The sequence below is a fragment of the Arthrobacter sp. GW822-FHT05G07 genome (genome assembly GCF_058799755.1).
The window spans coordinates 60,560-85,306 of record NZ_JBXALT010000001.1 but is presented as its reverse complement, the minus strand read 5'-3'; the positions used below and the strand labels follow the sequence as shown (position 1 = coordinate 85,306).

Sequence of the window (24,747 nt, the reverse complement as noted above, 5' to 3'; positions counted from 1 at the left end):
AAACCCCTGCCCGTGACGGAGGCCACCATATTGTCTGTAGTGCGCATCACACCGACGTGGCGCCATTCACAGTAGTAAGGAGCCGGCCGTGCTGGTTTTGCTTGGATTCGCAATGATTGCGGTATTCATGGTCCTGATCATGACCAAAAAATTGACGCCAGTACTGGCGCTGATCATCGTCCCCACAGTCTTCGGCCTCTTCGCCGGAGCGGGCCTCGGCATCGGCGACATGGTGATGGACTCAATGAAGTCCATGACGTCCACTGCCGCGCTCCTCATGTTCGCCATCATCTACTTCGGCCTGATGATCGACGTCGGACTGTTCGACCCCCTGGTGAAGTTCATCCTGCGCAAGTTGGGCAACGACCCCGCCAAAGTGGTCCTCGGCACCGCCATCCTGGCAGCGGCAGTCTCCTTGGACGGCGACGGATCCACCACCTTCATCCTGACCACGGCCGCCATGCTCCCCGTCTACTTGCGGCTCAAGATGAGCCCCGTGGTCCTCACCTGCGTGGCCGGCCTCGCCAACGGCACCATGAACATCCTGCCCTGGGGCGGCCCTACGGCCCGCGCGGCCACCGCACTTCACCTGGATGTCAACGACGTCTTCGTTCCCATGGTCCCGTCACTCATCGTTGGCCTCATCGTGGTTCTGGTGTTCGCTTGGTTGCTCGGCCTGCAGGAACGCAACCGCCTCCGCACCACCGCTCCCGAGATCTGGGGCGACGTCGCTGATCCTTCGGAAGCGTTCGACGGCGGCACGCGCCGCGGCGGTTCGGTTGCCGCGGGTTCGGGTTCGGGTTCGGGCTTCGGCGTCGGCGGAGGCCGCTTCAGTTTCGGCCGCAACTCCTCTGCCACAACTGCAGCCAAGCCGGGCACCGGCGGAGGTTCCGGCGTCGCGGTTCTTGAAGACCCGGCCACGCTGGTGGACGATCACGACACCGCTATGGCAGACACCGCCCTGGACCCCAACCGCACTACGCTGCGTCCCAAGCTGTTCTGGTTCAACCTTGGCCTGACCGTCGCTGTGATGGTGGTCCTGGTGGCCAACATTGTCCCGCTGCCGTTCGTGTTCATGGTGGGCTCCGCGATCGCACTGCTGGTCAACTTCCCCAAGGTCAAGGACCAGGGCGCCCAGCTGATCGCCCACGCACCGTCCATCGTCGCCGTCGTCAGCATGGTCATGGCCGCCGCAGTCCTTACCGGTGTCCTCAACGGCACGGGCATGGTCAAGGCAATGTCCGAGTGGCTCGTCCAAATCATTCCCGCCGAAATGGGACCGTTCATGGCAGTCATCACCGGGCTTCTGAGCATCCCGATGACGTTCTTCATGAGCAACGACGCCTTCTACTTTGGGGTCCTGCCGGTCCTTTCCGAAACCGCCGCTCACTATGGCGTGGATGCAGTGGACATGGCCCGCGCCTCCATCACCGGGCAGCCCTTCCACCTGCAGAGCCCCCTGGTGCCGGCTATCCTCCTGCTGGTTTCCCTCGCCAAGGTGGATCTGGGCGACCACCACAAGAAGGTCCTCTGGCGCACGGCCGTGATCTCGGTGGTCATGCTGGCAGTCGGTGTTCTGACCGGGGCCATCGGCATCGGCTAACGAGCCGCCACCTCAACACATCCGAGTGTCTCGGTGTCGAGTTCGCGGGTTCGTCTCCAATTCGCCGTTTGGCAACGGCGTATTGTGCAGCGGACCCGCGATTTGGCGTGAGGGGACGTCTGAGGTGGGGTGAGCGGATTGGGGATGAGACACCCATTCAGGTGGTCTTCTTCCTGGCGGCCGGGTCCAAGGTGCACTCGCCAACCACCTTGATGAAGCTTGTTTCTTTGGACGGCGTGAACTGTACGAGGAGCCTTCTTGGGCTTTCCGCATTGAGCTGGATGCCTGTGATGTTTCCGCCCATGTTGTCGAAGATGTTTCCAATCGTGTATCCCTTGGCCTCCAAGTGGGCCTTCATTCGTTCCACAGCAGCCGGCGGATCATCGACGGGACCGCCGTCTATCTGGCGCTGATACAGCCGACCGTCAGCCCGCGCGTGCACCCCGCAAGGTTCTGACACGTAATCCGCGCCAAGGCCTGCAGGCCAGGCATCAGCACGGTCTCGCCGTAAAGCTGGAGAGAAACATAGACAGGGCCGCTGCGGAGAGCGCCGCTCAATCCATCACGGACATGCCGAACACTTGCCTGCACCGGGCCAAGCCCACTACTGCGCTGCTTCGATGCAGCCACCACGGCCAACGCCCTGCCGGTATCAATGTCGTACGCCAAAACACCTGCCTTCCAATACGCCCTAGCCACCCTCGTTAATCGATCGAAATGACAAATTCGGCGATGAGCATGTACCCATGACGTGTCCTTTCCGGCCGGCCCATGACGAGAGATCGAGGCGCAGGCGGAAATCAACCCTGAAGTATTATGTGCCAGTCCTAGCCGCGGACCCAGGATTTGGAGGGACGGCTAACCGAGCCATGGCACCTGTCCACCGTCTGCCCGGCACACCCAAGCCAAGTAGACTGGTTCGGAAAACCATTTGAACTTTGCAGGGGAGATCCATGGCTGCGATCAACCGTGACGACGTCGCGCATCTTGCGCGTCTGGCTCACATTGAAATGAGTGCCGAAGAACTGGACAGGATGGCTGTTGAGCTTGCTGTCATCGTGGATTCGGTGAAGAGCGTGAGCGAAGCTGCGGGTGAGGACGTCCCGGCGACGTCGCACCCGATTCCGTTGACCAATGTGTTCCGTGAGGACGTTGTGGGCCACACGTTCACAGCTGAGCAGGCGTTGTCCGGCGCTCCGGATTCTTACGAGAACCGTTTCAAGGTCCCGGCAATCCTGGATGAGGACTAATCACTATGACTGAGCTGAAGAACGAACTCATCCGCCACTCCGCTGCCGATCTTGCGGCCAAGCTGGCTTCCCGCGAGGTTACCGCCGTTGAGGTGACGCAAGCGCACCTTGACCGCATTGCCGACGTCGATGGTCAGGTTAATGCCTTCCTGCACGTGAACAGTGAAGAGGCTCTGGCTGTTGCGGCCGAGGTTGACGCTGCCCGCGCTGCCGGCGGTTCCGCCGCCGAAGAGTTGCACGCCCTCGCCGGTGTGCCGATTGCGGTGAAGGACCTCATCGTCACCATCGGCCAGCCGACGACGGCCGGTTCGAAGATCCTTGAGGGCTGGCACAGCCCCTATGACGCCACGGTGGTTAAGAAGCTGCGCGCGGCCAAGATGCCGATCCTGGGCAAGACCAACCTGGATGAATTCGCCATGGGTTCCTCCACCGAGCACTCGGCATACGGCCCCACCCGGAACCCGTGGGACCTGGACCGGATTCCTGGTGGTTCGGGCGGTGGCTCCGCTGCCGCCGTCGCCGCTTTCGAAGCGCCGTTGGCGCTTGGCACGGATACCGGTGGCTCCATCCGCCAGCCGGGTGCCGTCACTGGAACTGTTGGCGTGAAGCCCACGTACGGTGCTGTTTCCCGTTACGGTGCCATTGCCATGGCGTCGTCGCTGGATCAGATCGGTCCGGTCTCCCGTACGGTGCTGGACTCGGCGCTGCTGCAGGAAGTCATCGGCGGCCACGACCCCTTTGATTCCACGTCGCTGACCGATCCGTTCAATGACCTTGTTGCTGCTGCCCGCGTGGGCAATGTTGTCGGAATGAAGATCGGCATCGTCAAGGAGCTTCACGGCGAGGGCTACCAGGCCGGCGTCGAGAACCGTTTCAACGAATCCCTTCAGCTGCTCAAGGATGCCGGCGCTGAAATCGTTGAGGTTTCCTGCCCCAACCTGAAGTACGCCTTGGGTGCGTATTACCTGATCATGCCGTCCGAGGTGTCCAGCAACCTGGCCAAATTCGACGGCGTCCGCTTCGGCATGCGCGTTCTGCCCAAGGACGGTCCCATGACCATCGAGCGCGTCATGGGTGCAACCCGTGCCGCCGGCTTCGGCGATGAGGTCAAGCGCCGCATCATCCTTGGCACGTACGCACTGAGCGCCGGCTACTACGACGCTTACTACGGCTCGGCACAGAAGGTCCGTACGCTGATCCAGCGCGACTTCGACGCCGCGTTCGCGAAGGCCGATGTCCTGATCTCGCCCACGGCGCCCACCACGGCGTTCAAGCTGGGGGAGAAGCTGGACGATCCGCTCGCGATGTACCTGAACGACGTCGCCACCATCCCGGCCAACCTTGCCGGTATCCCGGGTCTGTCCCTGCCGGGTGGCTTGGCCGACGAAGACGGCTTGCCCGTTGGCATCCAGTTGCTGGCTCCTGCCCGTCAGGATGCCCGCCTGTACCGCGTGGGCGCTGTGCTCGAATCCATCCTTGAAGAGAAGTGGGGCGGCCCGATCCTTGCACAGGCGCCGGACCTGAAAACTGCTGTGCTCGGTGCAGTATCCACCACCGCCGGAGGTTCCAACTAATGTCCGTCGACGCAACCCTGAGCTTCGAAGAGGCCATGGAGAAGTACGATCCCGTCCTGGGGTTCGAGGTCCACGTGGAGCTCAACACCAAGACCAAAATGTTCTCCTCTGCCCCGAACGTTTTCGGTGACGAGCCGAACACCAACGTCAACGAGGTCGACTTGGGCATGCCTGGTGTCTTGCCGGTGGTGAACAAGACGGCTGTGGAATCTTCCATCAAAATCGGCCTTGCCCTGAACTGCAAGATCGCCGAGTACTGCCGCTTCGCCCGGAAGAACTACTTCTACCCGGATACCCCCAAGAACTTCCAGACCTCGCAGTACGACGAGCCGATCGCCTACGACGGTTACCTTGACATCGAGCTTGAGGATGGCACGGTCTTCCGCGTGGAGATCGAACGCGCCCACATGGAAGAAGACGCCGGAAAGCTGACCCACATGGGTGGTGCTGCTGGACGTATCCAGGGTGCCGACTACTCTCTGGTGGATTACAACCGGTCAGGTGTGCCGCTGGTTGAGATCGTCACCAAGCCGATCGAGGGCGCGGGTAGCCGTGCACCTGAATTGGCCAAGGCCTACGTCGCGGCAATCCGTGAGATCGTGAAAAACCTTGGTGTTTCCGATGCCAAGATGGAGCGCGGCAACGTCCGTTGCGATGCCAACGTTTCCTTGCGCCCGCACGGCCGGGAACGGTTCGGTATCCGGTCCGAGACCAAAAACGTGAACTCGCTGCGTGCCGTCGAACATGCCGTCCGTTACGAAATCCAGCGCCACGCTGCCGTCTTGGATTCCGGCGAGCCCGTCATCCAGGAGACGCGCCACTGGCACGAGGACACGCGTTCGACGACGTCGGGCCGGCCCAAGTCCGACGCTGACGATTACCGCTACTTCCCGGAGCCTGACCTGGTTCCCGTCGTCGCCTCCCGTGAGTGGGTGGAGGAACTCCGGGCTACCCTTCCCGAGCCGCCGGCCGAGCGCCGCAAGCGCCTCAAGGAAGCATGGGGCTACTCGGATCTGGAATTCCGCGACGTCGTCAACGCAGGTGTCATGGACTCCATCGAGGAAACCATCGCAGCCGGTGCGTCCGCCGATGTTGCCCGGAAGTGGTGGATGGGTGAGATCGTGGGCCGTGCCAAGGTTGCCGACGTCGATCCTTCCGAACTCGGTGTCACGCCGCAGGTCATTGTCGAGCTGAACAAGCTGGTTGAAGACGGCAAGATCAACAACAAGATGGCAACCCAGGTCTTGGACGGCGTGCTCGCAGGCGAAGGTACTCCGGCTGAGATCGTGGAGAAGCGTGGTCTCGCAGTGGTGTCCGACGACGGTCCGCTCCTGGAAGCCATCGACGCTGCATTGGCTGCGCAGCCGGACGTCGCTGAGAAGATCCGTGGCGGCAAGGTCCAAGCCATTGGCGCGATTGTTGGCGGAGTCATGAAGGCCACCCGTGGCCAGGCTGACGCTGGCCGCGTTCGCGAACTGATCCTGGAGAAGCTCGGCGTCGAGGGCTAAGTCCCGCAGTTTGACGCCCAAGTAGCTCGTAGTTGTGGTTGTTTTGAGAGCTCAGAACAACCACACCTGCGGGCTACTTTTTGTTGGGAGGGGTGCACAATGGATGCATGGCCACCCTCACACCAGGCCTCCGTAAAGGCCTTCTCGCCGGCGGGATCGCCGTTGCATTGACCGGCGGCGGGGCCGCCGCCGTGTGGGCGGGCACCCAGCCCAGCCCCTCGCCGTCGAGCTCTTCTGCGTCACCCAACCCGTCCGCATCGGCGAAAGCCAAGGCCACCGAAGGCCGCGGCCAGGCTATCCACGGCGAACACGTCGTGAAACAGCAGGACGGGACCTACCGCACGGTCGTCACGCAAACCGGCACCATCGAATCGGTGAGCGAAACCGAGATGACTGTGAAGAGCGAAGACGGCTTCACGCAACGCTATTCGATGACTGCGGATACGCGGATCACCAACGTTCCCGCAGACCTGTCGGAGCTCAGGAACGGCAAGGGTAAGCCCACGCTGCCGTCGGCCACAGCTGCGGACCTCAAGACCGGCGACACGGTTAGAGTCAGCGGCACCAAAGATGGCGATTCGGTGGCCGCAGCCAAGATCGTGTCCGGCGAATTGCCGGCCGGCGTGAAAGGCCACGGGCACAGGGGCCACGGCCCCAAGAACTAGAGCGCCACGGTCCTGAAGCCCAGGTTGCCACTGGCTGAGTCCGGCGTGTTTGAGCTGCGCGCTGCGAGACGGTAGCGATTGCAGTAAGAATCGTGGCAGAGGTAGGAACCACCGCGCATGACCCTTCCGCGGCCGATGGTTGGCCCCTGCGGGTCCTCCACCGTTCCTTGTGCGTGGCACGTTTTGTAATACTTGGGCAGGAACCAGTCGCTGCACCACTCCCAGACGTTTCCGCTGGTTTGGTACAGCCCGTAGCCGTTGGGGCGGAATGACGTGGCAGGCGCAGTGGTGAGGTAGCCGTCATCGATCGTGTTGCGGGAAGGGAATTCCCCTTGCCAGATGTTGCAGTTGTGAGCGGTCTCGCCTGGGGCATCGTTGTGGAGTTCATTCCCCCAGGGGTAGCGCTGTCCGGACAGTCCGCCACGGGCCGCGTATTCCCACTCAGCTTCGGTGGGTAGCCGGCGACCCGCCCATTGGCAGTACGCCAGGGCATCGTTGTGCGACACATGGGTGACGGGGTGGTCGGGGATGTCTGCCCAGTTAGAGAGTGGTCCGGCAGGGTGCGCCCAATCGGCTCCACGAATGTTGAGCCACCACGGGACGTTATTGACCCGGTTCAGGATGTCGTGCGTGTTTGCTTTCACGGCAAGGTGGAACACCGCGGATGTTCCGTAGGTTTCCGACTCGGTGCGGTAGCCGGTGGCGTCGACGAACTCAGCGAATTCCTGGTTCGTCACGGTGGTGGCGCCGATCCGGAATGCCGAGACGGATACTTCGTGCACTGGGGACTCGCCGTCGCCGTCGTAGCCTTCATTGAAGGGATCACCCATGGAGAAGGTTCCCGCTGGAATCTCGGCGTCCTTTGCCTCCTTTGGAGGCACGGCACCATGGGCGGAATGCTCGACGGCGGTGCTCGCCGCCGGATGATCGCTGACCGTTCGCAGGGGGAGCCTCAGCCCCGGCATCCAGTGTTCCCGGGCACCAGCGCCCGGGCTACAGCAATCTGCCATGTCAACCTTCTATCTGAATTGGACCTGCTAGTACTTTATCGGGGGAGCGTCGGGTGCCTAACGTTGCCTCGACCTTGCCGGTGCACCCTTGGTTAGTGAGTGGCGCATCCTTTACCACTCTGTGCGCCACTTGTTCCCAGGAGGCGCACCCTTTTAGGCCGCGCGCTCCCGTTGTTACGGGGGCGATTGGTGGCAGCGGGTGCGAGGGCCAAGCAACCCAGCCCAGGACGCCCTGTTCACCACGATCGAGTCCCGCCACCATCCCGGGAATGATGAAAACTGATTTCTGCGCTCAGTTTCGATCATATTCTTGCAAAAAGAGATGCGGGTCACTTATGGTTTGTTAAACGGTTAACGAGCGTGGTTTGGATCACAACGATGGTCCTGGCTCAGCACATGAGGAGACAGCATGAACTCGACGACGGAACAGGCTCCGGCATTGCCCGAAGCTCGCCGAGTCCAGGGCCCGCCGGGTGGAAACGCCTCCGGATCCGGTCCGAAGAAACGGAAGAAGAGCAAGGTCCCGCAGCAGAGTTTCCGGTCCCGTCTGCGACGCGACAAGCAGATGCTGCTCATGATGCTGCCGGGTGTAGCCTTCCTGCTGCTCTTCTTCTACATCCCCATCCTGGGCAACGTCATCGCGTTCCAGGACTACCAGCCTTACCTGGGCATCGGGGACAGCCTGTGGGTGGGCTGGCAGAACTTTGTGGACCTGTTCGGCAATCCGGACTTCATCCACGCTTTCTGGAACACTCTCTATCTGGCCGCCTGGCAGTTGGTCTTCCTTTTCCCGGTGCCGCTGGTGTTGGCCCTGATTGTGGACTCACTGATCAGCACCCGGGTCCGGCGAATATTCCAAAGCATCGCTTACCTGCCGCACTTCCTTTCCTGGGTGCTGGTCATCGCGTTCTTCCAGCAGATGCTGGGCGGTGCAGGTTTCGTCAACAACCTGCTCCGGGACTGGGGTATGGATCCCATTCCCTTCATGACCAACCCGGAAACATTCCCGGTCATGGTGGTGGTCCAGATGATCTGGAAAGACGCAGGCTGGGCAATGATCATCTTCCTGGCAGCCCTTGCCAGCATCGACGCCTCGCTTTACGAGGCTGCAGCGGCTGACGGTGCCGGACGCTGGCGCCGGATGTGGCACATCACCCTCCCCGGTCTGAGACCCGTGATCGTGCTCCTTCTGATCCTGCGTATCGGCGACATCCTCTCAGTCGGCTTCGAGCAATTCATCCTGCAGCGTGATGCCGTAGGCGCCGGAGCCGCGGAGGTGCTGGACACCTTCACCTACTACACCGGCGTAGTGGGAGGCGGCTGGAGCTCAGGCGCAGCAGCCGGCCTGGCCAAGGGCGTTGTCAGCGCCTTGCTGATCTACGGCGCCAATAAACTTGCCCACCGCTTCGGCGAAGACGGAATCTTCGCAAAACAAGCGCGCTGAAAGCCACATGGCCCGCGCGGCTGCCGCACAAGGAGAATCCCATGGCAACAACACTTTTCACCAAGAAACCCCGGGAACTGACGTACAACCCCAAGCGCCCGGTATGGAAGGAAAAGCCTTCCGCGCTGTATCAGACCGTCAAAGCAGTGGTCCTGATCGTGTTCAGTTTGTCCATCCTGACACCCATTCTGTTGGTCGTTTCCACGTCACTAGCCGACACTGAGCAACTCGTAAAGGCCGGCGGTTTTGTGCTTTGGCCCGAACGTCCAACCCTGGAGGCGTACGCCACCATCTTCAAGGGCCCCATGGTGCTGCAATCACTCGGGGTCAGCATGCTGGTTACCGCGGTGGGCACCATCCTGGCCCTGTTCGTGACCATCACCATGGCCTACGCCACCAGCCGCACGGTTCTGTTTGGCCGGCCGGTGATCCTCGCAGTCCTGTTCACGCTCCTGTTTGCGCCGGGCCTCATCCCGTCCTTCCTGATGATCCGCCAACTCGGCGTGCTGGACTCGTTGTGGTCGCTGATCCTCCCCGGCATCTTCGGAGCTTTCAACTTTGTGGTCATGCGCTCGTTCTTCATGAACATCCCGGGGGAACTGATCGAAAGCGCCAGGATCGACGGCGCCAACGACTGGCAAATCCTGTGGCGCATCGTGATGCCACTGTCCAAGGCCGTGATCGCCGTCGTAGGGCTGTTCTATGCCGTCGGCTTCTGGAACTCGTTCTTCAACGCCCTGCTCTACATCAACGATCACAGTAAGTGGCCCATCCAGTTGCTGCTCCGCAACTTCGTTGTCCAGGGCAGCGGCGCAGCGGACCAGCTGGGAATCACCACCACGCCCCCGCCGCAGTCCATCCAGATGGCAGTGGTGGTAGTAGCCCTCGTCCCGATTTTGATGGTCTACCCGTTCCTCCAGAAGCACTTTGCCAAGGGCGTCATCACCGGCGCCGTCAAGGGCTAGACCCAAGTCAACACTTACACGCCCCAACACCCAGAAACTCAGCAAGTAACCAGAAAGGGTTATGCCATGACGAGCACTACCTCTCAGGCTGGATTCAGCCGCCGCGGTTTCCTTGGCCTCGCAGGCCTGGCAGTAACCGCCGCAGGCTTGTCCGCCTGTGGTGGCGGCGGAGCCGCGAGCAGCGGAGGCGCCGCTGCCTCCGCTTCGGTCAAGTTGCCCACGTATAAGGAATTCACCGGCCTCACCCCGGACATCGCGGGTAACGCCAAGGGCCTCCAAGCCGGCTACTTCAAGCTGCCCACTGCTGTGCAGTCCGTGAAGACGCCGCCGCTCAAGGGCAAGGTGACCGGCCTGACCGAAACATTCGACACCATGAGCCCGGGCCTGCACGACAACCCCTTCTGGCAGCGGCTCAATGCCAAACTCGGCGGCGACCTGGAACTCCAGATCGCCGAAGACATCGGGGACGGCTACCCGGCCAAGTTCGCCACCGTCCTGGCCAGCAACGATCTCCCGGACATGATGTGGGTTCCGCCGAACCAGGGCATCCCCAACGTCGGTCCGATGCTCGAAGCCAAGTTCCAGGACCTGACGCCGTACCTCTCCGGTGACGCCGTGCTCGAGTACCCCAACCTGGCGGCGCTGAAGCCCGATTCCTGGAAGACCGCCGTCGTGAACGGCAAGATCTGGGGCGCACCCATCCCGAGCACCCCGTTCGGCCAGGTGTATGTGGGTAACCACGACGTGTGGGCGCAGGTGGGCGGCTTTGAGGCGGGAAGTGCTGATGAATTCCTGGAGAAAGCCAAGGAGCTGACGCGCCCGGGAGATCAGAAGTACGCCCTGGAACCGGCCTATATCAATGCCCTCCACATGGTCACCGAATGGTTTGGCGCCCCCAACAGCTGGGCCGTCAACAAGGACCGCACCCTCACGCACCTCTATGAAACAGACGAATATATGGCAGGCGTGGAGTTCACGGCAAAGATGTTTGCAGCGGGCGTCTTCTACCCGGATTCCAAAGCAACGGATATCCGCTCGCGCGTAGCCAACGGCAGCGTGGCAGCCCAGGTTGTCTCCGGACCCCATGACATCCGCGGTTACCGCGCCCTTGCCAAAGGTACGCAGTTCGACATCCTTATTCCGTTCAGTGCCGACGGAAAGGTCAAGCCCGTCTACGACATGGGCTACGGCACCGTAGGCTTCACGCCGTTCAAGAAGGCTGAAGAGGGCAAGATCCGCGAACTGCTCTCGCTGATCAATTACCTGTCAGCGCCGTTCGGCACGGTGGAGTACATGCAGAAGAACTTCGGCGAGCTGGGCCAGGACTACACCATCGACGCCTCCGGCAACCCGGCACGCACCGAGACGGGTACCACCAACGCACCCGGCCTGGTCTCGGCGTTGAACATTATGTCCAGCCCGGAAAACGTCATCTTCAACCCGGGTTTCGACGACGACACGCGGTACGTCAGCCAGCAGGAAGAAAAGCTGCTCGAGTTCGCGTGGCGCAACCCCACCAACGGTTCCTACTCGGACACCAATGCCAAGGTGGGCGCCAAGATCACCAAGCAGCTGCGCGACAAGGTGGTGGACATCATCACTGGCCGCGCCAAGATCGACGAGCTCAAGGACGCGGTGAAGCGTTGGAAGAGCGAGGGCGGCGACAAGATGCGCGATGAGTACCAGGCCGCGTTGGACCCCAACGCGCCGGTATTCAGAGGCTAGCCTCAAACCAACAACGAACCAACGCGCAAATACAAAGGACACCAGCAGGGGGAACCATGGCAAAAGCGAGCAGCACCGGAGTCAGACCAACCATCCGTATGGTGGCCGAACTGGCGGGCGTCTCCACGGCCACGGTTTCCTACGTGCTATCAGGTCGCCGGGGCGATGGCGGACCGGGCGTTTCGGATCCGACGGCGGAAAAGGTCAAGGCAGCTGCCGAGCGGCTGGGCTACCGCCCCAACCAGGCGGCCCGTGCGATCAGGACGGGCCGCACCAACACGGTGATTCTCTCGCTGACCATGCTGTCCGATCCGTGGTCACTGTCCGTCATCGAAGCCGTGCAGAAGGCGGCCGTTCCGCTGGGCATCACCCCAATGATTTTGGGTGACGCCGATTGGGTCAAAGTACTCGGCACTCACAATGCCGATGCTGTGTTCGTGGATGCAGTCCGTCCTGAGCAGCGGGATGCCCTGCGCAAGCTCGCTGAGCACGGAACCACACTAGTTGTCTTTGACGAAGAGGTACAAGCGGACGGCTTTGACGTCATCCGTTCCATCGCCGGTCCCGGCTGCCGCATGGCCGTGGAGCATTTGCTCCACGGCCACCGAAAGGTCGCCTGCCTGACCCCGGCAACAGCCGCGGGCACTTCCGGCGGGACGCGGTACTTGGCTTACTCCGACGCCTTGGCCGCGGCGAAAGTCCCGGAGCGGGACGACTATGTGGGCTTGTTCGATGGCACCAGTGCAGGGGCGTACGCCGCGGCAACCCGGGTGCTGAGCATGCCGGACCGTCCCACGGCCATCTATGCCACTACGGATTACGCCGCGGTCAGCGCCATCAACGCCGCCCAGCGCCTTGGCCTCGCAGTGGGTACGGATGTGGACATCATCGGTGTGGGCAACACGGTGGAGGGTGCGCGGATGTCGCCTTCCCTCAGCACCGTGGGTCCCGTTGATTTCTTCGACAAACTCGCCAGGCTGCTCCTGCGTAGGGCAACGGGTCAGGCCGGCCACGCGGCAGCAGTTGAACCCGGCGTTCTTGACTTCCCTTGGCATTTGTTCGTGCGTGAATCGGCGCCGCACCGCAGCGCCGCAACCAGGCTCTATTAGGAAACAGCAGAAGGAAATTGCACACCATGGAAAAGGATTTGAAGGTCGGCATCGTGGGTTTCGGCCTGCGTTCAGGGCTGTGGAAGCACGCCCATAAGCCGGGCCAAGGCTCGGAGGTCACCATTGTTTGTGACCTAAGTGAACGCGGCCGGGCAGACGCCGCAGAACGCATTCCGTCGGCGCGCGTTACGGGGGACCTGGAAGAACTGCTGACCAGCGGGATCGATGCGGTGTTGGTCCTGACGCCCGACAACCAGCACGCCGCCGTCGCGGTCCGAACGCTCATGGCAGGCATCCCCACCTTCTGTGAGAAGCCACTGGACATCACAGTGGAGGCCGCGGACCTGATCCTGACCACGGCATACGAAACGGGCACTCGTTTGTACGTTGGCCACAACATGCGCCACATGCCTGTGGTGGTCCAGATGCGCCAATTGATCGAGGACGGCAGGATCGGCGAGGTCAAAGCGGTCTGGTGCCGCCATTTCGTCGGCCACGGCGGTGACTACTACTTCAAGGACTGGCATGCCCAGCGCGCCAACGTCACGTCGCTTCTCCTCCAAAAGGGCGCCCACGACATCGACGTGATCCATTGGTTGGCCGGTGGATACACCAAGCGGGTTGCCGCCGTCGGTGATCTTGCTGTCTACGGTGACGTGAATAACCGAAGCAACAACACCGGCAAGCGCATGGGGGACTGGTTCTCCATGGACAACTGGCCGCCGATGGAACAGAAGGACCTTGCGGAGGTGATCGACGTCGAGGATATCTCCATGATGAACATGGTCCTGGACAACGGTGTCCTGGCCTCCTACCAGCAGTGTCACTTCACACCCGACTACTGGCGCAACTACACCGTCATCGGCACCAAGGGCCGGATTGAGAACCTTGGCGACGGGCCGGGCGAAACCATCAATGTGTGGACCAGCCGGACGTCGGGTTATGCAGCGCCGGACGAGGTCATCACCATCCAGGACGGCGAAGGCGGCCACGGCGGTGCCGACCCCCGCTTGATCGAGGAGTTCCTCCGCTTCGCGTCTGAAGGCGGTCAGACCCAGACCAGCCCCATCGCCGCACGTCAGGCAGTGGTGGCCGGTATCCTCGCGGCGGAATCGCTGCGCGGTGACGGCTCCGCGCGTGAGGTTCCAGAGCTCCCCGCCGAACTCGTGGAGTACTTCGACGCCGGCCAGCCCGCCCTGGTCCGCGACTAACCGTTTGCGGGTCAGCGGGGTGAGGAAAGCTCGGTCATGACGGTTTGAAGTGACTCGCAAACCGTCATGACCGATTTCCGTTTTAGCGTCTCGGGCCGGGCCAGGATGTCGATCTTGCGCACCGAATTCACCCCGGAAAGTGGACGCAAAACCACGCCGGCGTCCAGTACACGGCGGGCCGTGAAGCGCGGCAATAGCCCGATCGCGGCACCGGCAGATACCAGCGCCGCCACGGTGGAATAGTCGTTGATGCGGTGCAGCACTTCTGCGGGCCGTCCGCTCACGGCAACGACGGCGGCAAGGACGTCCGCGGGCGAGTAGCCATCGCGGCTGGTCACCCACGGCTCATCCACGACGTCGGACGGCTCCAGTTCGCGCCGGGATGCCAGCGGGTGAGCCGCGGGGAGCGCGATGTCTAACGGCTCGTCGGCGAGAGGAATCACCGCTACTTTGTCCCCAGGCCAGGTCGGGCTGTTGTCCATGCGGTGTGCCAGCACGAGGTCGTACCGGGCGGCCAACCCCGGAAAATCTTCCTGGGCCACGTCCTCATCGGAGAGTCGAAGGCGTGGCGACTTCCCGCCGTCGGACGCCAACAGCGCCGCCAACGGCGCAAACAGCGCCTGCCCGGCACTGTGGAAGGCGCTCACGCTGACCGGCGCGTCGGGAGCGTCGTGATAGGCGCCGATCGCCGCCCGGGCATCTGCCATGGCGTTCACGACGGCGGCCCCCGCCTCAGCGAGGACGCGGCCTGCATCCGTGAGCACCAGTGCCCGGCCTTCTTTACGCGTCAACGGCACGTCAACGGACTTCTGCAGCAGGGCGAGCTGTTGCGAAACTGCCGAGGGGGTCACCATCAGTGTTTCAGCGACGGCCTTGACGCTTCCTAAGTCTCCGAGCTCACGGAGCATCTGCAACTGATGAATTTCCATTAGCAAATCCTAAATCGTTGATTGAGAAGAATCTAGTTGTGCTAAATCGTTGGCGGGGCTCTAATGGACTCAGCAGCAGCGAAGCAGCCCCAGCAGTGAGGAATTCCATGAAGGCTCTCTACAAATCCGGACCGCACGCAGGGTTCGAACTCGTCGAACGTCCCGAGCCCGAAGCGGGCCCCAGCGACGTCAAAATCCGTGTGATGACCACCGGCATCTGCGGCACCGACCTCCACATCCAAAGCTGGGACGCCTGGGCCCAAGGCATCATCGAAACGCCCCTCATTGCCGGCCACGAATTCTATGGCGAAGTAGTGGAAATCGGCGAGGACGTCCGCGACGTCAAAGTAGGGGACAGGGTCTCCGGCGAAGGACACGTGGTCTGTGGAATCTGCCGCAACTGCCGTGCAGGACGCCGCCAGATGTGCATCCACACCGTCTCCGTCGGCGTGCAGCGCGACGGTGCCTTCGCCGAATACGTCGTCATCCCGGAAACCAATGTCTGGGTCCACCACGATGAGTCCGTCACCCCGGAACTCGGCGCCATCTTCGACCCCTTCGGTAACGCTGTCCACACCGCACTGAGCTTCCCGCTGGTCGGCGAAGACGTACTGATCACGGGAGCAGGTCCCATCGGACTGATGGCCATTGCCGTCGCCCGACACGCGGGTGCCCGCAAAATCGCCATCACGGACGTGTCCGCTCCGCGCCTGGAACTGGCCCGCCAGATGGGCATTGACCTCGCTGTGGACGTGTCCAAGATGCGCGTCCGCGAAGCACAGCAGGAATTGGGCATGCGCGAAGGTTTCGACATCGGACTGGAAATGTCGGGACACCCCACGGCACTGCCTGAGATGATCGACAACATGAACCACGGCGGCCGCATCGCCATGCTCGGCCTTCCCAGCCAATCCATCGACATCGATTGGGGCAAGGTTGTCACCCATATGCTCACGCTCAAGGGCATCTACGGCCGTGAAATGTTCGAGACCTGGTACGCCATGAGCGCCATGCTGTCCTCCAATCCCGTACTGCACCGCAGCATCTCCGCCGTCGTCACCGACAAGCTGTCCGCAGCCGACTGGGAAAAGGGCTTCGAAATCGCCCGTAGCGGCACCGGCGGCAAAGTGGTCCTCGACTGGACCGAACTGTAACCGGACCGAACTGTAACCGGACCGAACTGTAACCGGACCGAACTGCAACCGGACCCCCGAAAAACTTTAGGAGCACCCATGTACTCAGCCATCAAAGACCAACTGCAGGGCGAACTCGACGAGATCCGGAGCGCCGGCCTCTTCAAGACCGAACGCCACATCGATTCTCCACAGGCAAGCCACATCGCAGCCGGGCAGCTCGGCCAGCCGGCCAACAAGGTCTTGAACTTCTGCGCCAATAACTACCTGGGCCTGGCCGACCACCCGGACATCATCGCCGCCGCCAAGTCCGCCATGGACGAGCGTGGCTTCGGCATGGCGTCCGTACGCTTCATCTGCGGCACCCAGGACCTGCACCTTGAACTGGAGACCCGCGTCTCTAAATTCCTGGGTACCGAGGACACCATCCTCTTCTCCAGCTGCTTCGACGCCAACGGTGGCGTGTTCGAGTCCCTGTTCGGCCCCGAAGACGCCATCATCTCGGACTCCCTGAACCACGCCTCCATCATCGACGGCATCCGCCTCAGCAAGGCTAAGCGCTTCCGTTACGCCAACCAGGACATGGCCGATCTCGAAGCCAAGCTGGTTGAGGCTGAGGGGTCCCGCCGGAAGATCATCGTCACGGACGGTGTCTTCTCCATGGACGGCTACCTGGCCCCGCTTGAAGCCATCTGCGACCTCGCCGAGAAGCACGACGCCCTGGTCATGGTGGACGACTCCCACGCTGTCGGCTTCATGGGCCCTACCGGCGCTGGCACTCCGGAGCACGCCGGCGTTTCTGAGCGCGTGGACATCTACACCGGCACTTTCGGCAAGGCCCTCGGCGGCGCTTCGGGTGGTTACGTCTCCGGTCGCGGTGAGATCGTGGCGATGCTTCGCCAGAAGGCCCGCCCGTACCTGTTCTCCAACTCGCTTGCCCCGGCCATTGTTGCGGCCACTATCAAGGCGATCGAGCTCGTGCAGGAATCCGGCGAGCTGCGGACCCGCTTGTTCGAGAATGCAGCGCTGTTCCGTCGCCGCATGAGCGAGGAAGGCTTTGAGCTCCTCGACGGCGAGCACGCCATCATCCCCGTGATGTTCGGTGATGCCGTGGTCGCTGCACAAGTCGCGGACGAGATGCTCAACAACGGCGTCTTCGTCACGGCCTTCAGTTTCCCGGTAGTGCCGAAGGGCGTGGCCCGGATCCGCGTGCAGCTTTCCGCTGCGCACAGCGCGGACGACGTCGAAGCCTGCGTTCAGGCGTTCGTCAAGAGTCGCGCCGCGGTCGCCTAGCCCAACCCTCTCTCACGTCCCTCGGGTTTCGGGCCGGCCCTCTCTCACGTCCCTCGGGCTTCCGGCCGGCCCTCTCTCACTTCCCTAAGGGAAGTGAGAGAGGGTTGGTGTTTGGGGGTGGTTATGTGAGAGAGGGTTGGTGTTTGGGGGTGGTTATGTGAGAGAGGGTTGGTGTTTAAGGGGTGGTTATGTGAGAGAGGGTTGGTGTTTGGGGGTGGTTATGTGAGAGAGGGTGTGGCGGGGTGGAGCCTGTCCGCGGCTACCCGGGTCTGACAGGATGGAGCCATGGCTTCGAATTATGACGTAGTAATCGTTGGCGGCGGCATTGGCGGTCTGTCTTTGGCGGCGGCCCTGGCGGGTAAGTGCAGCGTGGCCCTGGTCGAGGCTGAGCAGTCATTGGCCTTTCACACTTCCTCTCGCTCGGCCCGGCAGCTGATCCCCAGTTACGGCCCGGCCGTGGTGCAGAACCTGACTATCCGGACATTGGAAATGCTGGCCGAAAGGGATGCCCAGGCAACAGAACCAATTCTGACGCGGCGAGGCTTCATGCTGGTGGGCGACGAGGAAACCGTGCGTGCAGAGGCCAGCGGAAACATGCACCCCATCTCCCACGATGAAGCCATGCAACTGTGTCCGGCCCTGAATCCCGAGTCATTCGCTGCAGCAGGGCTGGACAACGGTTCCTTCGGCTGCAACGCGCCCCTGTTGCTTGAGGAACACCGGCAATCCGCGGAAGCTGCAGGTGTGGACATCATCACCGGGGCCAAAGTTCACTCGGCCCAACGGCTGGGGAGTGGCTGGCAGCTGGGCGCCGGAACCGAGGGCCTCCAGTCCGGCGTCGTGGTCAATGCGGCAGGTGCGTGGGCCGATGAACTGGCTGTCATCAGCGGCGTGGAGAAGCTGGGCCTGCAACCCTATCGGCGGACCGCCGCGATCGTAAACGTCGAGAACCCGTTGACCCCGGAAACGCCCATGGTGTGCGCTGCCGACGATACGTTCTACTTCCGCGCCGAGGGCAACCAGGTGCTGATATCGCCGTCGGAAACCGTGCCCAGCGGCGCGGAGGACGCGAAACCCTACCCAGGTGATGTGGAGGCGCTGATCAACAAGCTCAACGCCGTAACATCGCTGGGCATCCGATCCGTGGACCGCGCTTGGACCGGCCTTCGGACCGAAGCCGCGGACGGAATCCCCGTTGTGGGTTTCGACGCCGAAGCACCCGGCTTCTTCTGGCTCGCCGGTCAAGGCGGCTACGGTTTCCAAACGTCTTCAGCCATTGCCGAGCTTGCGGCCGCCCTGATCCTCGGCGAGGTAAATGCCGACAGTCCGGAATCCCGGACAGCGGAGCAGCTCGCGGCCGTACGCTGGTCCATTCGGCGCTGAACAATAGGGTCATGAGCGCAACCAATTCTGCCAGCACCTTGATTACCAACATCGGCGAACTGATGACCCAGGACATGGAGCATCGGGTCCTGAAGGATGCCGCCATTGTGATCGAAGGAGAGCGCATCGCGTGGTTGGGGTCCAGTAAGGACGCCCCCGCGGCTGATGAGAACATCGATGCCCAGGGCCGCGCCGTCCTGCCCGGCTGGGTGGATTCACACTCGCACCTGGTGTTCGCCGGAGACCGCACGGCCGAGTTCGAGGCACGCATGGCCGGCGAAAGCTACAGTGCCGGCGGCATCGCCGTCACCACGGGCGCCACGCGCAGTGTCAGCGACGACGAACTTACCCGCCTGGTGCGGGACCGCGTGGCCGAGGCGGTCTCGCAGGGAACCACGTACTTGGAGAGCAAGACCGGCTACGGGTTGGACGTGGAGAACGAGGCCCGCAGCGCCCGTATCGCCGCAGCTGAAGTGGACGAGGTCACGTATCTGGGCGCCCACCTGGTCCCCGACGGCTCCGATCCGGAGGAGTACACCGATCTGGTGTGCGGCCCCATGCTCGACGCCGTCCTGCCGCACGTCCGCTGGGCGGACGTGTTCTGCGAGCGCGGCGCCTTCACGGAGGATCAGTCGCGTCGGGTCCTTAGGGCTGCGCGCGACGCCGGCCTGGGGCTGCGGGTCCACGGCAACCAGTTGGGCGAGGGGCCCGGTGTGGCATTGGCCGTGGAGTTTGCGGCTGCGAGCGTGGACCATGTGAACTACCTGTCGGACAAGGACGTCCTAGCGCTCGCGGGGACCTGGGCTGGCTGGGACCCTGCAACGGGAGCGGGCATCAAAGGCACGGTGGCTACGTGCCTTCCCGCGTGCGATCTGTCCACCCGCCAGCCCCTTGCCCCGGGCCGTGAATTGATCGACGCCGGCGTGCAGATCGCACTGGCTGCCAACTGCAACCCGGGGACGTCGTACACCAGTTCCATGGCGTTCTGCGTGACCACTGCTGTGCTCCAGATGCACTTGAGCGTCCACGAGGCCGTCCGTGCGGCGACGTACGGCGGCGCTTTGGCGTTGGGCAGGGAGTCGGGGAACGACGTCGACGGCGAGCGGGCGGTGGGTTCGCTCGCCGTCGGACATCGCGCAGACCTGCACATGCTCAAGGCGCCGTCGGCCACGCACTTGGCGTACCGTCCCGGGATCCCGCTGACGGGTTCTGTGTGGCGGGCTGGCGTGCGCGTCGTCTAAGAAAGCACTAGAGAAGGGCGGCGTTCCGGTGGGAACGCCGCCCTTCTTTACTGAGGGAAAGATGGACTATGCGCAGCTGAACTTCGCGTCCGCCCAGTCGCCCCAGTCGTCGCCAGCGTCGTCGCCGTTCTTGTCAGCGATCAGCTCGACGTTTTGGACACCGGTGATGTCCACGTTGAGGGGGAGTGCGGCTGAGTCGGCGCTGAGAACGGGAGTCCGGAGCAGTTCACGGCCATCACCCTTGACGATGAACACCACGGATCCGTGCAGGCCCTTGTTCAGCTTGGCGTCGTCCACTCCCGCCACGGCGGTGAAGGCGGTGCACTTGGCCTCGGTGGCGATGCTGATTTTCGAGTCGGCGTGGACTCCTATGCCTTTGGAATATACGACGCCGTCGAGCCGCAGTGCTGGTCCGTCACCGGCGTTTTGCTCACCATTGGCCCGGTCCCGTTCGGCTGGGCCCCAGCCGTTGGTGCTGCCGATCCATGGCAGGTCCGAAGCGAAGACGGTGCCGGCGAGGACCGGTGCCGGAGGTTCCTGCGAGGTGGACGAACAGGTGAACTTGGCATCGGCCCAGTCGGCGTGGTCGTTGCCATTGGAGTCGCCGGCGTCGTTGGCTACCAGTTCAACGTACTGGGCGCCGGTGACGTCCACGGTGAGTGGCAGGGGAGCGCTGGTCGCTCCGAGTACCGGGGTGGTGACCTTGGTTGTGCCGTCGGCTACCACGGAGAACTTCACGCTGCCCCGCGTCGGCTGGGCGTCATCAATTCCCACTGTTGCTGTGAAGGCGGTGCAGTAGCCGCCGAGGTAGTAGCGGACAGTACCGTTGGCGTGGGCGCCGAGGCCCTTGGCGTAGACGGTTCCGTTCAGGGTGAGCGGTGTTCCGTCGCCGGCCCCGGTTCCGCCGTTGGATTGGTCCTTTTCAACAGGCCCCCAGCCGTTCGTGGCGCTGACCCAGGGGTGGTCGCTGGCGAACACTGTGGCCTGCGGCGGCTTGGGCAGCGTCCGCACGGTGGTGGTGGTGCTGATGGTTCGGCTGCCGGCCGGATCGATGCCTGACGAAGCAACGGTGTAGCTGGCCTTGGCGGTGATGGGGTAGTCACCGTCAGCGGAAGCCGGTGCGGTGATCTTCCACGTGGTGGTGAGGGTTCCTCCGGCGGGCAGTGTCGGAGCGGTTGCAGACGTGGAAGGAGTTGCCGTCCAACCTTCCGGCAGTTCCAGAGCAACGGCCAGACCGGAGATGGCGGCAGGTTCGTCGGAAACGAACGTGGTGACGAAATCCTGGGCCTTGCCCTGCTGGACTACGTCGCCCTGAAGTTCTGCCGAGAGTTGGGCACAGGCCGGGACGGCTTCCGAGGCGCCCAGGTCTTCTACCAGGAAGTTGTCCAAGGTGAAATCAGAACCGTTCGAGCTGCCCGTGCGCTGCAGTCCCACAAAGTAGTCTCCGCAGAAGCCGGTGTCCAGGATCTGCTCGAACCGTGTGGTGGAGGTTTTCGCTTCGATTGCCTGGCTGCCCGTCACTGCCGGTCCTGCTTGTGAGTCGTAGCCGGATACCCAGGCGTACTGCCCGGCTTTGGAGTTCTGGTAGTCGAAGGACACTTTGTACTTGTGGCCGGCTTGGAACGGCACGGATGCCTCGGTGGTGCGGTAGACCATGCCCGGTCCGCCATTGGGAGCGCGGTTTTCGTCGTGCGCGATCAGCGACCAGGTTCCGTCGAGCACTTCGTCGATGACGTTGGCGTCCCAACCTTTCTGGGTGAACGGTTCGTGGCGTTCGGTGATGTGCGTCCGCGGGTCCGTGGAACCTCCGGCGTCGCCCTTCACGAAGGGCCCCCAGCCTTGGTCCACGTTTTCGAAGTCTTCGCTCAAGACTCCGGTGGTTGGCACCCGGGTGGTTTTCACCGCCCGGAAGTCATCCACGCGTACGGTGGCGTCGCCGTCGGCCGCTTGGACAGTAACAGTGGCCTTGGTATTGTTCCGCGGCACGTCCACCAGCACCCGTACACGCTGGAATGCGGTCCCGTGCTTCTCGTCGCCGGCCACGTAGTTTTCGGCGTTGGACGAATCGATGGTGACGCTTTCGGTCTTGCCGTCGATGTCGACGGAGAGCGTGGTGGGCCGCGTCTTGCCCGGTTGGATTTCAATCCAGGCGCTCACGGATTGGGTTCCGGCGTCGAGCTGCACGTCCTGGCTGATCGACGACGGCGTTGCCCCCATCTCGGCGAAGCGGCGGCCTTTGTCGTCGCGGACTTGGGTGACGGGGCCGGCGGGGTTCCACGGGGAAAGGTCGGTGCCGTTAAAGCCGGGGTCGTTGAAGGCCGTGCCTTCGCCGAAGTCGGCCTTCTTGGGCAGCTCTGCCTTGTTGTTCTTGGGAGCAAGGATGTAGGGCTGTTTGGCGTCCGCGGTGACGGTGACCTGTCCGTTGACCACGGGGACGTCGGCCACCTTCACGCGTCCGTTGTCGGTCAGCTTGAACTGTTCCAGCGAACTGGACTTGGGGAACTCCTGAGTAAGCGTCCAGGTGCTGGCGCCACCGGTGGGGTTGTAGTGGTAGAGCTTGTCAACCTTGCCGTTTTCTTTGGAGGACCACGGCAAGAGGTAGGTTCCACCCTGCAGCACGGATGTTCCGCCTACGGTGATGTTGCGGCCTTCGGCGGTGTTCCCGGTGACGGCCACACCATCGGCGAGCTCGATCCGCTCGGCAGTCCACTTGGTGATGGGGTGGTGCTGGAGGAACTTGGCCGGCACGTTGGCGGTCCAGACGTTCTCGCTGAAAGCATTGAAGTCGTTCTGGCCGGTCCAGCCTTCGAACTCCACGATGTGGCTTACGCCGAGCTTCGGGTCCGGGTTCCAGACGTCTGACTGTGTGTTGTTGATGAAGCGCAGGATCTGTGAGTTGATGCCCTTGTTGGTGGAGCCGCCGTATTTTTCGTCGTTGGCCCAGTGGGACCAGGTGTTGTTCCGCGAGAGGTGGTCAGCCCATTCGGAGCCCACCCGGAACCCGTTCTTCACCAGTTCCTGCTGTAGCCGTTCGGCGAGCCAGCCGAACTCGTAGTAGACGTCCACGTAGACGAAGTCCAGGTTCTTGTCGGTGGATTCGCGGAGTTCCTTGATGCGCTGGGCGAGTTTGCCGGAGTTAATGTCCTCGCGCTGGTTCATGTAGTAGGACTGGTCCAGCCAGTTCCAGCCCAGGCCCTTATCGGCTCGAAGGAGGTCTTCGCTGAAGGACTTGGCTTCAGGGTAGATCTCGGTGGCGTTGATGTGGACACCGAAGCTGGCGTTCCATTCCTTGCCCTCCTTGACCAGCGTATTCAGGTCCTCGAGGCCGCCTGCGCGGGTGTTGAAGTTGTTGCCGTAGTCCGTGTTGGCGGAGTCGTGTCCCTCGCTGGTGTAGCCCTTGAGCATGGCTACTTGTCCGAGCCCGTCGGTGGCCAGGGAGATGCGCTTCACGTCATCAAGAGTGCGGAGGAACGGGTGGGTTGCCTGCGAGGCGAAGTTGAACGGGATGTGGGTGATCACATTGTCCGGGGTCTGTTCACCCTTGTTGGGGCTGACCTGGATGGACCTCATTGCTATCGCGGCGTCTTGCCAGTCCACACCGCCGTCGTTGTTGGCGTCAGAGGTGATGGCGACGCGCGTCCAGGGCAGTTCCTCGGTGGTGGTGGACCCTTCGGCACGGTAGAGCCATTGGCCGCTGGCAAGCCCCATGTTCACCCCGCCGGCTCCGTCACTGACTGCCTGGCGCCAGAAGCGGCCGCGGTCCTTTGCGCCGGGGCCGGAGGACGTGTCGTAAAGGGCATTGGATTCGACAGCGGCACCCAGGGTTGCAGTGTTGGCCAGCGCGTAGGCCGAACTCTTGGCAGCGGCATCCAAAGGAGTGGACGCCGTGATCGGCGTGAACTCGTCTCCCGTCACGCTCCGGTCCACGGAAAGGTTGGCCGTGGACACCTGGGATCCTGGCTGCGTGGAGCCCACGGTCACCAGGTTCAACCGGGGGAGTTGCAGGGTCCTGACCTGGTGCTCCGCTGAGTCCTTGATTTCCGTAATGTTGAAGGAGACCACGTTCTTCTTCACTGACAGCCGGGCCTTGATCACGGTGTTGCCGAAGTCGGGAAGGGTAAGGACGTAATCCCTTGCGTCTTTCCCGGAGGCGGCGGATGTTCCGGAGACTGTGTACTCCGTGCCGTTGAGCGTGATGGTGCTCAGCCGGGTGGTGGTGCCGTCGAGGCGGGCTTTGCTTGCAGCGTCGGTGTAGCCGAGGACTTGTGGGAACGTGGTGCCGACGTCAACGCGGAGGTCGCCCGACGTGATGGTGGCAGTGTCGGCGGCGCTGACGATATCTGCCGGTTGGGTGGACGGGGCTGCGGCAGCGGGCGGAATGGCCAACAGGCCCAACGAGGATGAGGCGACGACGCAGGCCAAACTCAACGAGGCGAGGCGTCCGGGGGATGACAAGCGGGGCATTATGCTCCTTCTTGATTTTTCCAAGCTATTAGCAATCATGTTCTTGCGGTCCCGACCAACACTGCTGCATGGGACATGAATTGACAAGAGTTAACAGGTAGTTAACTTAAATGCACATACGGGAACACGTTTTCCTCCATTTGATGCCCCGCTTCCACGTGCCCGGCAAACGAGTGGTCTTTGCGCTCGGATGATCCTTGTGAGATCGAAAATGATCGTTTAGTGTTTCTATAGATCAGA

General features: G+C 62.6%; 18 protein-coding genes. 14 read left to right on the top strand and 4 right to left on the bottom strand.

What is annotated here, in order from left to right:
* The first annotated feature begins 88 nt into the window (after positions 1-88).
* Positions 89-1,603: a CitMHS family transporter gene (locus AC1RJY_RS00395; RefSeq protein WP_498600887.1), complete on the top strand. Its 1,515-nt coding sequence runs from the start codon at positions 89-91 to the stop codon at positions 1,601-1,603.
* 157 nt (positions 1,604-1,760) lie between these two features.
* Here AC1RJY_RS00395 and AC1RJY_RS00390 read toward each other — a convergent pair whose 3' ends face one another.
* Positions 1,761-2,045 (bottom strand): hypothetical protein, encoded by a 285-nt coding sequence (locus tag AC1RJY_RS00390; protein WP_210064308.1) that lies wholly within the window; start codon positions 2,043-2,045, stop codon positions 1,761-1,763.
* Positions 2,046-2,556: 511 nt separating this feature from the next.
* On the opposite strand from AC1RJY_RS00390, the gene gatC reads away from it, so the two are divergent.
* The 4 genes from gatC (at position 2,557) to AC1RJY_RS00370 (ending at position 6,600) form a co-directional block, all read left to right on the top strand.
* A complete protein-coding gene (gene gatC / locus AC1RJY_RS00385) occupies positions 2,557-2,853 on the top strand; it encodes an Asp-tRNA(Asn)/Glu-tRNA(Gln) amidotransferase subunit GatC (protein ID WP_011774169.1) in 297 nt (98 codons plus the stop codon).
* Positions 2,854-2,858: 5 nt separating this feature from the next.
* Positions 2,859-4,427 carry an Asp-tRNA(Asn)/Glu-tRNA(Gln) amidotransferase subunit GatA gene (gene gatA, locus AC1RJY_RS00380; RefSeq protein ID WP_498600886.1) on the top strand — a complete coding sequence of 523 codons (1,569 nt, stop codon included), beginning with the start codon at positions 2,859-2,861 and terminating at the stop codon, positions 4,425-4,427.
* Positions 4,427-5,935, top strand: coding sequence for an Asp-tRNA(Asn)/Glu-tRNA(Gln) amidotransferase subunit GatB (gene gatB, locus AC1RJY_RS00375; RefSeq protein ID WP_011774171.1), 1,509 nt, complete (start codon positions 4,427-4,429; stop codon positions 5,933-5,935). Before gatA ends, gatB begins: the two co-directional genes overlap by 1 nt.
* Before the next feature lie 107 nt (positions 5,936-6,042).
* Positions 6,043-6,600 (top strand): DUF5666 domain-containing protein, encoded by a 558-nt coding sequence (locus tag AC1RJY_RS00370; RefSeq protein WP_011774172.1) that lies wholly within the window; start codon positions 6,043-6,045, stop codon positions 6,598-6,600.
* On the opposite strand, the gene AC1RJY_RS00365 is transcribed toward AC1RJY_RS00370, so the two are convergent.
* On the bottom strand, positions 6,597-7,610 hold the full coding sequence (locus AC1RJY_RS00365) for a formylglycine-generating enzyme family protein (RefSeq protein WP_498600885.1): 1,014 nt from the start codon (positions 7,608-7,610) through the stop codon (positions 6,597-6,599). The two genes, AC1RJY_RS00370 and AC1RJY_RS00365, sit on opposite strands and share 4 nt — an antisense overlap.
* Before the next feature lie 409 nt (positions 7,611-8,019).
* On the opposite strand from AC1RJY_RS00365, the gene AC1RJY_RS00360 reads away from it, so the two are divergent.
* From AC1RJY_RS00360 to AC1RJY_RS00340, 5 genes are all read left to right on the top strand, one after another.
* Positions 8,020-9,054 carry an ABC transporter permease gene (locus AC1RJY_RS00360; protein WP_498600883.1) on the top strand — a complete coding sequence of 345 codons (1,035 nt, stop codon included), beginning with the start codon at positions 8,020-8,022 and terminating at the stop codon, positions 9,052-9,054.
* A gap of 41 nt (positions 9,055-9,095) precedes the next feature.
* On the top strand, positions 9,096-10,019 hold the full coding sequence (locus AC1RJY_RS00355) for a carbohydrate ABC transporter permease (RefSeq protein WP_498600881.1): 924 nt from the start codon (positions 9,096-9,098) through the stop codon (positions 10,017-10,019).
* Between the two features lie 66 nt (positions 10,020-10,085).
* On the top strand, positions 10,086-11,744 hold the full coding sequence (locus AC1RJY_RS00350) for a type 2 periplasmic-binding domain-containing protein (RefSeq protein WP_011774176.1): 1,659 nt from the start codon (positions 10,086-10,088) through the stop codon (positions 11,742-11,744).
* Between the two features lie 56 nt (positions 11,745-11,800).
* The gene (locus AC1RJY_RS00345; protein WP_498600879.1) at positions 11,801-12,853 is read left to right on the top strand and encodes a LacI family DNA-binding transcriptional regulator; all 1,053 of its coding nucleotides are present in this window, start codon (positions 11,801-11,803) and stop codon (positions 12,851-12,853) included.
* 17 nt (positions 12,854-12,870) lie between these two features.
* A complete protein-coding gene (locus AC1RJY_RS00340; RefSeq protein WP_210064306.1) occupies positions 12,871-14,064 on the top strand; it encodes a Gfo/Idh/MocA family protein in 1,194 nt (397 codons plus the stop codon).
* 11 nt (positions 14,065-14,075) lie between these two features.
* Here the strand turns inward: AC1RJY_RS00340 and AC1RJY_RS00335 are convergent, their stop codons facing one another.
* Positions 14,076-14,993, bottom strand: coding sequence for a LysR family transcriptional regulator (locus AC1RJY_RS00335; RefSeq protein WP_498600877.1), 918 nt, complete (start codon positions 14,991-14,993; stop codon positions 14,076-14,078).
* Positions 14,994-15,100: 107 nt separating this feature from the next.
* Between AC1RJY_RS00335 and tdh the strand changes: the two genes are divergently transcribed.
* The 4 genes from tdh to hutI all read left to right on the top strand — a co-directional run bounded on the left by tdh (position 15,101) and on the right by hutI (position 20,043).
* Positions 15,101-16,147: an L-threonine 3-dehydrogenase gene (tdh, locus tag AC1RJY_RS00330; RefSeq protein ID WP_498600875.1), complete on the top strand. Its 1,047-nt coding sequence runs from the start codon at positions 15,101-15,103 to the stop codon at positions 16,145-16,147.
* Positions 16,148-16,225: 78 nt separating this feature from the next.
* The gene (locus AC1RJY_RS00325; RefSeq protein ID WP_210064304.1) at positions 16,226-17,419 is read left to right on the top strand and encodes a glycine C-acetyltransferase; all 1,194 of its coding nucleotides are present in this window, start codon (positions 16,226-16,228) and stop codon (positions 17,417-17,419) included.
* Positions 17,420-17,704: 285 nt separating this feature from the next.
* Positions 17,705-18,802 (top strand): NAD(P)/FAD-dependent oxidoreductase, encoded by a 1,098-nt coding sequence (locus tag AC1RJY_RS00320; RefSeq protein WP_498600873.1) that lies wholly within the window; start codon positions 17,705-17,707, stop codon positions 18,800-18,802.
* An 11-nt stretch (positions 18,803-18,813) separates the two neighbouring features.
* Positions 18,814-20,043, top strand: a complete 1,230-nt coding sequence (hutI, locus tag AC1RJY_RS00315; RefSeq protein WP_498600871.1) for an imidazolonepropionase — start codon at positions 18,814-18,816, stop codon at positions 20,041-20,043.
* A 66-nt stretch (positions 20,044-20,109) separates the two neighbouring features.
* Here hutI and AC1RJY_RS00310 read toward each other — a convergent pair whose 3' ends face one another.
* Positions 20,110-24,507: an endo-alpha-N-acetylgalactosaminidase family protein gene (locus AC1RJY_RS00310; RefSeq protein ID WP_498600869.1), complete on the bottom strand. Its 4,398-nt coding sequence runs from the start codon at positions 24,505-24,507 to the stop codon at positions 20,110-20,112.
* Positions 24,508-24,747 lie beyond the last annotated feature (240 nt).